The sequence below is a fragment of the Mariniflexile ostreae genome, from assembly GCF_042427585.1.
GTDB classification, from domain to species: Bacteria; Bacteroidota; Bacteroidia; order Flavobacteriales; family Flavobacteriaceae; genus Pseudalgibacter; species Pseudalgibacter ostreae.
The window spans coordinates 1-12,661 of sequence record NZ_JBHMFC010000015.1; the positions used below are offsets into that span (position 1 = coordinate 1).

A 12,661-nucleotide genomic window follows, 5' to 3' on the forward strand; every position below is an offset into this window, starting at 1 on the left:
ACCATATAACCTTCGCTTTGAGTTTCGATAAATTGAATGGTTATTTTCTCATTACTCTCCACTGAAAAAGCAGTAGCTATATTGGGATGAAAATTGCTTTCTCCTGCTTCGGTTTCTGCTTTTACAGTGTAATAGTATTGTGATTTACTATCTGCCGTTTTATCAATATATATAGTATCTTTAACGCCACTCGCTATTTTAGTAAACTGGTGTGATTTTTCACCTCTGTACACATTATAATAGGTGTTTGGCAGTACGTTATCTTGTGCAAACCTAAGTTCGATTAACATTTAAATAGATATTAATTTAATTCAGCTTAATAGTAAGTTTCCATTAACATAGAAATTATAAAATGCTTTAAATTATAGGCTGTTTCTGATTTTCTTGTTTTCCGTCGATAGTTTTCTTAAAAAAAGGGTTGGCTTTAATACAAAGAAATTATCAATAATTATAGAATACATAAACAGAATATGTTTTTTTTCTTTTTATTATAAAACACTTCTTTTACACGTATCCCTCTTATTATAAGCTTATTTCGATTTAAATCTAAAATATCGTATTTAAAATATAGCCTTGGTTTGATTTATCAAAGCAACGCGATTAAAATGTCTAGCTTCGTGAAAACTCATATGGTAATAATAGCTCTATTTCTTATTAATGAATTGTGACTGGTAACGCAGTAACGCCTCGATATAGTAATAGTCGGCATAATTTAAAGGTACATCAATTTCATTATCGTGTGGAATGCTACCAACACTATGCTTTAAAATAAAGTAATGGTTTGTGCCAATTTCCGCAGTATAGCTATCGGATGCTAATGAGCTTATAATTTTATCAATATTTTTTTTGTAATTCTGTTTAGAATATTGGTTAAGCTCTATTAAAGCAGATGCGGTAATGGCTGCTGCAGAGGCGTCTCTTGGTTCGTTGGGGATATTTGGGGCATTATAGTCCCAATACGGTATACCATCTTCAGGAGTGCCTTCATAATGAATAATATAATTAGCGACTTTTTCAGCTAGTTTAAGATATTTTATATCTTTAGTATACCGATAACATACAGTATATCCATATACTGCCCAAGCCTGTCCACGCGCCCAAGCGCTATTGTGAGCAAATCCTTGAGCCGTTTCTTTGCTTCTAACGGCACCCGTAATTGAATCGAAATCTACAACATGAACACTGCTGTAATCGGCTCTAAAATGATGGTCCATTGTCGTATTGGCATGGGCGATAGCGACATCTTTATATGTAGCATCTCCTGTTAGTTTCGATACTTCAAATAATAATTCAAGATTCATCATATTATCAATAATCACAGGAAACTGCCAATTTCTTTTGGATTGCCATCCATATCTTACATCCCAACTCTGTATACATCCCACTTCTGGATTAAAACGTGTAATCAAAGCATCTGCTGCAGTAATCATGACCTCTTTAAAAGCATTATTTTTAGTGAGTTTGTAACCATTGCCATACGAACAATTAAAAACGAACCCTAAATCGTGATTATCTGTTCTGTTTTTGTGGTCTTCAAATTTATTTTGAAATTTTTGTGCTGCATATTTCCATGTTTCGTCATTAGTGCTCTTAAATAAGTACCAGCACATACCTGGGAAAAAGCCTTCAGTCCAGTCAAAACCAACGTTTGTCCAATGCATCTCGCCCTTTGCAGTTAAAGTTCTAGGTATTTTACCTGCTTGTTCAGAGGCTTTTAACAAAAGAGCCGTTTGCTTTTCTGCTTTTTTCAAAATGAAATCAATATCTATTCTGGTTTTTTGGGCATTTTGGGTATTTTGATTGCAAGAAAACAAAATGATTAAAGAAGCTGTAGCTAAAAATGTTTTTAAAAATTTCATATAAAGACTGTTTACTGGTTGATGTTTTTAGTTAGGTAAAGCTCAAAAATCTTAATTTTAAGCCTACATAGGGGGGAAATAACGTTTTATAATAGGGGGTAAAGCGTTTTGTTTCTTATTTAGCAGACACGCTATCAGTCTTTTATTTGAGATTTTCGATAGGCTGAAGGTGTCATTTTAAAATTGTCTTTAAAACATTTTCTAAAATATTTAATGTCATTAAATCCCACATCATCTGCAACCTCTATAACACTCATATTGGTTTTTAAAATTAATTGACTTGCTTTTTTTATTCGAATAATTCGTATAAATTCTGAAGAAGAATGCCCCGTTAATGCTTTAAATTTTCTGTATAAAACAGATTGACTCATATTTATCTTCTCTGTTAGTGTGTTTACATTAAAATCGGGATTTGAAAGATTGTCTTCTATAATTTTCATGGCTTTTTCAAGAAAAATCTCATCTGTTGAAACCACTGTAATTTTTTTAGGTTCTATTAAGATATCTTTCTTAAACTTATCAATAAGTTTTTGTCTTGATTTTAATAAATTACCTATTTGTAGTATTAATAGTTCGGCATCAAAAGGTTTTGTAATATAGGCGTCTGCTCCAGTTTTATAGCCTTTTCTTTGAGTTTTTGAAGAAACTCGCGCTGTTAATAATATGATAGGTATATGACTTGTTTTGATGTCCAACTTTAAAAGGCTGCACATTTTAATTCCATCCATCTTAGGCATCATAATATCACTAATAATTAAATCTACAGACTCTGACGCTGCCATTCTAATCCCCATTTCTCCATTTGTAGCTTCTAAAACATTATAGATGTTTTTAAAAATACTTTTCATAAAATTTCTAATTTCTAAATTGTCTTCTACAATGAGTATGGTTTGTAGAGAGTTGGATAAGACAGGTTCTGTAATGCTGTTATTTTTCTCTGCTAAGTCTGTATTAATTACAGTAGGCTCATAATGCTGTAGTATACCAATCGATTGTGTTTTTGATTCACTTACTTTGCGTATTTCTTCTTTTGAAAAATGAGATTTACCCGTTAATAGAGAAATCGTGATACAACTGCCTTCGTTTTCTTTACTGGTAAACTCTATATGTCCATGATGGAGTTCAATAATGTCTTTTGCAAGAGCTAAACCAACGCCTGTGCCCGTTTGTAATTCATTTTTTTTACCAAATTGAAAATACCGATCAAAAACAAATGCAATATTATCTTTTGGGATACCTCTTCCAGTATCTTGGACTGTAATTTTAAGAAAATTTAAAGTTTTCTTATTTACAGACTTTGTTTCCATAGATAGATTAATAGTTATTTTGCCATTTTGGGGCGTAAATTTAAAAGCATTGGAAAGAATGTTGAAAAAGACCTTTTTCATTTCAATAGTGTCCAACCAGATATCATCAAAGGAACCTTTTGTGTATAGCTTAAAATCAATTTCCTTTTCTTTAGCCAATTCTTCAAAAGATAATTTTATGTTTTTTATAAATGGTATTAACGCTACCTCAGATACGGATACGGTTAATTTACCAACTTCACTTTTTCTAAAATCTAATAATTGATTGATCAACTGTAACAGGATATTAACATTCCTATAGATGCCTTGTAGTTTAAGCTGCGATTTTGTGTCGGTATCCGTGTCGTCTATTAATCTTTTTAATGGACCAACCATTAAGGTTAACGGTGTTCTAAAATCATGTGAAATATTCGTGAACAATTGTAATTTTAAGCGATTAGCTTCCTCTGAGTGTTTTTTGCCCAATCGTTCTAATTTTAGTTCATTATGCTCTTTTATCCTGATAAGCGTATATTTTCTTAGTATTAAAAAAAGAGTAATAAAAGTAATAAAATACAGTGTATAAGCCATCCAGGTTTTCCAGAATGGAGATAATACTGTTAAAGTTACTAAAGTAGGAGTTGCATTCCAAACCCCATCACTATTTGAAGCCTTAACTTTAAAAACATATTCCCCAGGGTTTAAATTAGTATAACTTGCTGTTTTGGTGTTCCCACTAAAGTTCCAACCAGAATCAAACCCTTCTAACGTATAGCTATACTGGTTTTTTTGTGGTTTAGAATAGCCTAAGGCAACAAAACTTAAACTAAAATCGTTTTGGTTGTGCTCTAAAACTATAACTTCGTTGGCATGCACGTACTTTATATCAGGCTTATTTCTAATCTTAATACCCGTAATAATTGGGGATGGTATAAAGTTGTCGTCTTCAATTTTTTTCGGATTAAAAAGTGTTAAACCATTAGTGCTTCCAAAGGCTAAATTTCCGTTGGCTAATTTTAAATAAGCGCCATAATTAAATTCATTGTTTTTCAAGTCGTCTGAAACATTGAAATTTTTAATCGTTTTATCTTTCAAGCTAAATCTAGCCAGACCTTTATTGGTACTGACCCAGAGATTGTCATCATCATCTGAAAGGATACCATAAACAACCTCATCTGGCAAGCCCTGTTTTACACCATATCTTTTGCTTTCTTTAGTACTGGTATTGTAATTGTAAAGTCCGTCACCTTCCGTGCCAACCCAAATATTATTGTGAGGTAGCGTTAAAACACTTGCAACTTGATTTATATTATAATTCGATTTTTTACCGTTTTTATAGTCTAAAGGCTTAATTTTTTTTGATGAAACATCAAAAACAGTGAGTCCGTATGCACCTCCTATATATAGTAAATTTTTATTTTCGGATTTAGTTATGGTTATTACAAAATCACCAATATAGTTATGAGGATCTGGTATTTTAACAAATTCCTGTTTTAAGGCATCATATAGATACAAGCCACTGGCGTTTGTTCCAACCCATATATTGTGAAACTCATCTTCTAAAATCGCTGTAATTTTATTATTGCTTAAACTATGTTTGTCACCTTGTTGGTGGGTGTATTTTATAAAGTGAAAAGGGCGTTTTTTTGGGTCTAAGAAATTGACTCCAGCGTCATGGGTTCCTATCCATAAATTTCCGGAGTGATCTAATAATATGGCTTTTATGTTATTGGAGCTTATACTGTTTTTGTCGTTTGGATTGTGCGTAAAGTACTCGAATTGATGAGTGTTTTTGTTATAAAAGTTTATACCGCCGCCTTCTGTACCAACCCATAAATTCTCGTTGCTATCTTCTACAATGGAGCTTACTACTTTATAATTTAAATTAATAGGGTAGATTCCAGAATGAATTGTTTCAAAAAAGTTGGTGCTTCTATTTATATAATTAATACCACCGGCCCAAGTACCTATCCACAGGTCTCCACGGTTATCTTCAGTAATTTTGTATATGGAATTTTGGCTTAAGCTGTTAGGATTGGTAATGTCGTGAACATTTTTTTTAAAACTTGTTTTATCTTTATTTAATTGATATAATCCATCGTAAGCACCAACCCAAAGCGCGCCAAACTTGTCTTCACAAATGGTTCTAACAGCACTAGAAATATAAGTTTTGGATTTAAAACGATAGTTTTGAAACAGGTTCTTTTTCTTGTCGAACAGGGCCAAACCTTCATCGTATCCTAGCCAAACGTCACCATTTTTATCCTCAAATAGTGTTACAGTACTGTTCTTTGTTAAATTTGGTGCTTTATTGTTCGGGTAGGTAAAGTTTTCAAAACTATTGGAATTCGGTTTAAACAAATCAATGCCATCTTTGGTGCAAATCCAAACGGTTCCGTTTTTGGTTGGTAAAATAGCTTTAATCTCATTACTGCTCAATCCATACTCCTTAAATTTATCATGCTTAAAACTAAAAATGTGTTTGGTTTTAATATTTAATCGATCTAAGCCCTGGTTTGTAGCAATCCAGAGATATGTGGAGTCTTTGCTTTTTAGATCCCATACTTCTTTTTCATAATATAATTTGTCATTTTCTTTGAATCGATTAAAATTATCCTTTTCAGGACTGTAAGTGTTTAGTCCGTTTTTTGTTCCTATCCATAACGTATCTTGAGCATCAACATGTAAAAATGTTATCCAATTATGAGTTAAACTGTTCTTGTCTTCTGCATTATAGTTATAGGTTTTGAAGGTATGTCCATCAAATTTATTAAGACCGTATCTTGTGCCAAACCATAGAAATCCATTGGTATCTTGAACTATGGATACTACAGAACTCTGTGATAGGCCATCTTTTGTAGTATAGTTTTTAAAAGTAAGATTTTCTGAAGTGCTATTTGCTTGCTGTGCAACTGCACTAGTGGTTATTGCTATAATTATGAAAATGCTTGATATGTAAAACCTAAAAATCATACTCAATTATTTTTTTAAATTTAGTATCTAAAAGTAACTAAAACCAAAACTTTTTAAAGGGTATTAGTTTTATATTTCAGAATGAGACGGTCTTTTAAAAACGGCTGGGTTATAATTAGATGGGTATTTAAAAAACCAATGTCCAGAACAATAAAGTTTCGGACATTGGTCAAACTAACCAACTCAAACCAAATGAGGTTGTGAATTTTGTAAATGAGATTATCTAGGCGTCAAATTATAATTTATTTAAACTCCTACTAATATTATTAATGCTGTTTGCTCGGCATAATTAATATCCTGTATTTTGTTTTAATTTCGGGTTTTTATCTATTTCACCTTGTGGAATAGGAAATTTATTATGACTCGCAGGAAATGTTTGAGATCTACCGTTCACTTCAAATACTGTGTATTTCAAAAATTGAGGGTCGAATAATTGTGGCTGATCTGCTTTTGATGGTGCGTCCGAAGTACGTTCAACTTTCATGCCATGTGGTACATAGCCATCAAGGACGTCTACAGCAGTACCCCATCGGCGTAAATCCCAAAATCTATGATTTTCAAAAACAAGCTCAATCTTTCGTTCAAAACGGATACGCTCACGCATTTGCTCTTTAGACAAACCCGATGAAATGTCGGGCATTCCAGCTCTTAGTCTTATTTTATTCAAAGCATTATAAACTTTGGGTCCAGGACCATTCGCTTCATTTGCTGCTTCTGCATATATAAGCAGTACCTCGGCATAGCGAAGTTCTTGCCAACTACTAATGCTTCTGCCTTCTTGTGGACCAAATCCTTCTGCGGGGTTTGCAAACTTCTTAATTAAATAGCCTGTTATCGAAGCAGATCCATGAAATTTACCCGGATCTCCAGGGCCTTCATTTCCGTTATTCCATTCCATATCTATAAATGGTTCTCCTGATTTTGGTTCAATTTCAGAAAACTCACTTCCGTGATAAAATATAGAAGCGTAAAACCTTGGATCTCTATTGGCATAGGGATTCGAGGGGTCGTAACCAGATGCTGCATCCGTTATAGGGAGACCGTTAATCATTTCGTAATCGTCCACTAACTCTTGTGTGGGGTTTGTTTGTCCTCCCCAATCATTTCTCCAACGCACCGGCCAGTTAAATAAAGCAAAAGATTGCCCGTCTAGCGGTGCCAAGGTTTGCTTTTCAAAAATAGTTTCTATGTTGTCGCCTTCTGATAAAAACAAATCGCGATAGTTACCATGAAGGGCTAGGCCATCGTTGTGTTCGCCAGTAATCAATTTGTCTGCTAAAGTGGCAGCTTCTTCCCATTTTTCGGCATACAATGCTGTTCTTGCACTTAAAGCAATTGCAGCCTGTTTGTTCACTTTCGATGCCCCTGCATCAGATCGGTTAGGAAGACTTGATGACATATCATTTAGCTCACTTATAACAAAGTCGTAAACATCAGCACGAGCAGTTTGCGACACTAACAGTTCGTCATCTATGGATTGTGCTTTTGTTATTAAGGGCACATCGCCATAGCGTCTTGCCAAATCAAAATAGGTAAAAGCCCTAATATATCGTGCTTGACTAATCGTATTAACCTTAAAGTCTTCGCCTAAAGTAGAGGTTTCCATGCCATCAATAATTTCGTTAGCCTGACGGATAGTTCTGTAGGCAACACTCCAAATACCATATCCTGCAGAGTTACTAGGCGTAATCGCTCCTTTTATTACAATACTATTATTTTCCACCCAACCACTTTTGGCACGAGCCTCATCGGTTATGGAGGCTATCATACAAGGATATTGCCCATAACCAGGATTTGCGTCTCTTCGATTCCATTCATTTGACCCTTCATTAATATATGGATATCCATGAATGCCATAAGGAAGGCGCCCCATAGTGTTATTAATGTAAGCCTGTGCGAGTGCTTGATCTTCGTAAACATCCGATGAACTGATTTGATCTAATGGTGTTCGGTCTAGAAAGTCATTATCACATGCTGTTATGCTTAGCATGATTACTATAATATACGTTATTTTTTTCATATCTAAAATTTAATTGTTAAAACCCAACGTTAACACCTAAGGTTAAGGTTCTTGTTTGTGGATAGAATGGATTAGAACCAGATGCGCCTTCAGGATCTCTCCAACCTAAATTAGAAAGTGTTAAAAGGTTGTTAGCAGACGCATAAACCCTTAGATTATTAACGCCTATTTGATCTAACACCTCTTTAACGCTGCTATTAAAATTATAACCGATTTCAAGGTTTCTGAGTTTTACATAAGTTACTTCTTTAACCCAAAAATCAGAATCTTGTTGGTTGTTTGGCGATGCATCTCCAGAACTTAACCTAGGATATTTAGCATTTTCATTTCCTGGACGCCATGAATCGGTAAATTCCCTTAAAGAGTTTCCATCTCGCGCAAAAGGAATTGCGTAAAGATCTCTTGAATAATCTGTCGCTCCTTGAAAATTCACTGTTAAGTCGAAGCCTTTATAGTCTAAGGCTATATTTAGTCCAAATAATAAATTTGGATTACCACTAGAGCCAATAACGGTTCTGTCATCTTCATCTATAAAACCATCGGGTTGCCCTGTAAGTTCGCCATCGCCATCACGGCCGTTGATATCTTTGTATTTAATATCCCCTGGCGCTAGATTATTATGGATCGCTGATGAGAATTGTATTGGACCATTATCAATTTCTGTCTGTGTTTGAAAAAGACCTTCGGAAAGATACCCAGTTCTTAATCCTAATGCTCTACCAGTTTCTGCAATTGATGGCAGTACGCCTTCGGCTTCAGCTAGCTCAATTGCTTTATTTTTAAACCAACTGGCATTAGCATTAATGGAAATGCCCAAATCTCCAATAGTTTGTTTATAGTTAACAAGGGCCTCCCCTCCCCAGCTATCTACTATTCCAAAATTAACATCTGGCAAACTCGCTCCAAAAGTACCTGGTACTATATCATTATTTGGTCTTAGGATATCTTCAGTACGTTTTTTAAAGTAATCAAATTCGAAGCTTAGTTTATTATCAAGCATGCTAAATTCAAGACCTAAATCCAAGGTCGTTGCTGTTTCCCAAGTAATGTCGGGATTGGCTATTCCAGAACTGGTAATACCTTGCTGGAACAAACCACCTGAACTGTATCCACCTTCAAAACCAAATAGTGAGAGGTATTGAAAAGATGGTACTCTATCATTTCCTACTTGCCCCCAGGATCCACGAATTTTAATGTTGTCCATAAAGGTTACATTTTCCATAAATTGCTCTTCGGATAGTCGCCAGCCCAATGAAAATGCTGGAAATACTCCAGTGCGCCCGCTGCTTGGAAAGTTAAAAGACTGATCCACACGCAAGTTGGCCTGTAATAAGTAACGACTATCGTAATTATATTCTACTCTGCCTATATAACCTCTTCTAGCGGATTCTGTTGACATCCCATTATTGGACCATAACTCTGTACCTCCTGCAAAAAGTTCCGGAAGTGCTGCGGAAAGGAAGTTGTCCCTAAATGCGTTAAGTTCATTATTTGTAGATTCAATTTGCTCATAAAGTAGTAATGCTCCTATTTTATGATTAGTAAACATCTTATCGTATCGAAGGCTAAACTGTATGGTTTGTTGATCACTTTGTCCTCTTCCTTCAGCAAGGCTTATTGAAGAAACGCCCCCTAGTGTTTCATCATAACTGTTTGTTGCACCATTAAACTCATACTGCGTGAAGGGTTTTTTGAAAACTTTTTTCTTATCAAATGAAAGGTCATAAGAAAAAAGAGCATTAGCAGATAAGCCTTCAATACCTGGTATTTCATATTCTAAACTCATATTGCTTTGAAGAATATTAGATAAGGTTTTATCATAACCACTTCTTTCAGCATATCCGCGAGGGCTGCCTCCAAAACCGTTGGAAGCAATAGCTCCTGGACCAATTTCAGTATCTAAATTTGGATTAAGAGTGGGTTTACCAATAAGAGATCCTTGATATATATTACTAAGTGTAGCAGGAGAATTTGAACGATTCTCTATTCTTCCAGATACATCTAGTCTTATGCTTAAGCGATCTGATAGATCCACATCGATATTGGAGCGTAAATTATGCTGCTTATAAGTTGCTGTTGAATAAAACCCACCTTGATCTAAAAGTCCGTAAGAAAGAAAATAGCGTGTGTTACTGCTGCCGCCACTAGCAGAAATGTTATGCTTGGACAATGGTGCAGAATTCCCAAGAACTGAATTTAGCCAATCATAACTGGGAAGTTCGCCACTTTCGTACTGTGATACCTCCTGATCTGTAAATACTGGAGTTTCGCCATAATTACGTTTTGCTTCATTAATATAGCGTGCATATTCACCAGCATTCATCAGCTCAATTTGTCTTATTTGCGATTGAAATCCAAAAGAGCTTTCTAAGCTGAAGGACGGTTTATTTGATTTACCTCTTTTGGTAGTTACCAAAAGAACGCCATTTGCAGCTCTTGCCCCATATACGGCGGTTGAAGCAGCATCTTTTAGCACGGTTACACTTTCAATATCATTAGGATCTAATCTGGAAAATGATCGAACTACTCCATCCACTACGATTAAAGGGTCATTATTACCTGTTGTACTTGTTCCTCGAATGGCAAAATTGACATCTTCACTTCCTGGTTGTCCTGTGGCTGTGTTAACAAATACACCTGTCATTTTCCCTGAAAGATTTGATGCTAAATTTGCTGTAGGTGCCTTTAACAGTTTTTCACCTTTAACAACAGATGTAGCACCTGTTAAATCCTTTTTTGTTTGGGTACCATATCCAATTACTATTACTTCATCTAAGGCACTTAAGTTAGAGACTAAAATTACATTTATGGTCTTCTTGTTTCCTACTGGAATTTCTTGGGACTCCATTCCAACGTAAGAGAACACCAATATATCTGTAGATTTTGCTTCGATGGAATAATTACCATCAAAATCTGTAGAGGTACCTTTTACAGTTCCCTTAATTACGACACTGGCACCAGGAGTGGGCATATTTGTGTCTGCTTCTTTAACGGTACCTTGTATGGTCTGCGCTTGCATATTTGTTAATGTAAGGGTAAAGAGCAAGCAATACAGAGCCCATAGTCTTTTTTTGTTTTTCTTCATAATAATTAGTTTAGTTGTTTTCACAAATAAATTAATAAACTAGCGCTATAAAGGGGATTTTTCATTTATATATAGGGGGTAAATCATGTGTTTATTAAAATTTTTAACAATTATATGGTTTAGTAAACTAGTTGCAACCTGTAAGTAAAGTTGAAGTGGAGATTCTTCATCTTCAGTTAAAAAACTGAGTTCGATTATCAAAATAGGTAAATTTGATTGATGCCTTTTAGAAAATACTGTAAGCAATACATCCAGAAATTAAATGGATTTAAAAGTTACCAAAACTTCTGGGTCTCGAACATTATATCTGTCAAATACTCTCAAGCTCATCGTTAATGATTTCAATTACTCAGCATTTACTAAGTAAAAGGGCATCGCCCATAATCATTAAATAGTTTTCAGGTTGCTTATAACTTGTGTGACTATTTACAAGCTGTCAATAAAAAGAAGTAGCTCTAATTCTTTAACTACACAGCCTTTATCTGCCTCTAAGTAACTTACTAGATATTTTATCTAAAAGCCTTCTATAATCTGTATTGGCTTAGGTAAAAGTGAGCATTTTCACCTTATCATTTATAATAATGACATGGCGTTTAATTATCATAGATAGATTTAGATTAACAAATTGATTTTCAAAACTTTAATTTACTAGTAAAATCTACTTAAATATTAATCGAACTCAGGTTATAAGATTTTAACCTTCAAACACTATTCTACTAGAAGTGATGGACAAGTTTTTGCTTAATTCTGAAGTGGCATTGATTAGTGGGTTCAGCTTGCTAAATAACAAAAGATTATCTTATTTTTTTGCTCAAATTTGCCATTTTATTAGATAATTCAAACAAATCGGTAAGTAAAGTATGAACAGCATCCTCACTCAAAACACCACGTTTAAGATTTTGAGGAACTTCATTGTTTTTGTCTGCCATAACATCTTTCATATATTGAGATTCATAATATTTTTTTAACGTATTTAAATCTGTCAAAGAATCCTGTAGTTTATTTATGGCTTTATCGGATGTTTCAACCACTATAGTGAGCTCATCTAATATGTTTTCCATTTTTGTTATACGGTCTATTATATTGTTCATAAGTAGCTATTGTTTTTAAAATAATTTGTTTTAAACTTATCGATTTATCAATACAAATTTTGTGTGAATTAAATACATTTTCTTCATTTTGCACCAAGTAATCATCAACATTTATATACAAGAATTTTGCAGAACAATATAAGACGCAAAAACGAATCATTCTCTAAGGTTGTGTGTGAATTGAAATAGAATATTTAGACTTGATTCACAATTTATGCATAATCTTAAAATCCCACAACTTTTGGGTCAACACAAAAAGTTGTGGAGTAACTAAAAAAGAAAGAACTTTGGAGCAAAAATTTCTATGTCCTCTGATTCACTTTTATCTATTGCCAATTTATTACTTC

Annotated in this window: 6 protein-coding genes; all 6 read right to left on the reverse strand. The window is 34.2% G+C overall.

The features are described 5' to 3' along the window. On the reverse strand, positions 1–290 hold a 290-nt coding region (locus tag ACFFU9_RS05175; protein ID WP_379860326.1), incomplete at its 3' end, for a hypothetical protein. A 354-nt stretch (positions 291–644) separates the two neighbouring features. Then, a complete protein-coding gene (locus tag ACFFU9_RS05180) occupies positions 645–1,859 on the reverse strand; it encodes a glycoside hydrolase family 88 protein (RefSeq protein ID WP_379860328.1) in 1,215 nt (404 codons plus the stop codon). Positions 1,860–1,993: 134 nt separating this feature from the next. Next, positions 1,994–6,118, reverse strand: coding sequence for a hybrid sensor histidine kinase/response regulator transcription factor (locus ACFFU9_RS05185; protein WP_379860330.1), 4,125 nt, complete (start codon positions 6,116–6,118; stop codon positions 1,994–1,996). 289 nt (positions 6,119–6,407) lie between these two features. Further along, positions 6,408–8,138: a RagB/SusD family nutrient uptake outer membrane protein gene (locus tag ACFFU9_RS05190; protein ID WP_379860331.1), complete on the reverse strand. Its 1,731-nt coding sequence runs from the start codon at positions 8,136–8,138 to the stop codon at positions 6,408–6,410. A 16-nt stretch (positions 8,139–8,154) separates the two neighbouring features. Further along, the gene (locus ACFFU9_RS05195; protein WP_379860332.1) at positions 8,155–11,223 is read right to left on the reverse strand and encodes a SusC/RagA family TonB-linked outer membrane protein; all 3,069 of its coding nucleotides are present in this window, start codon (positions 11,221–11,223) and stop codon (positions 8,155–8,157) included. Between the two features lie 794 nt (positions 11,224–12,017). Then, complete coding sequence (locus ACFFU9_RS05200) at positions 12,018–12,314, reverse strand: DUF4298 domain-containing protein (RefSeq protein ID WP_379860333.1); 297 nt, start codon at positions 12,312–12,314, stop codon at positions 12,018–12,020. Between the last annotated feature and the right edge of the window lie 347 nt (positions 12,315–12,661).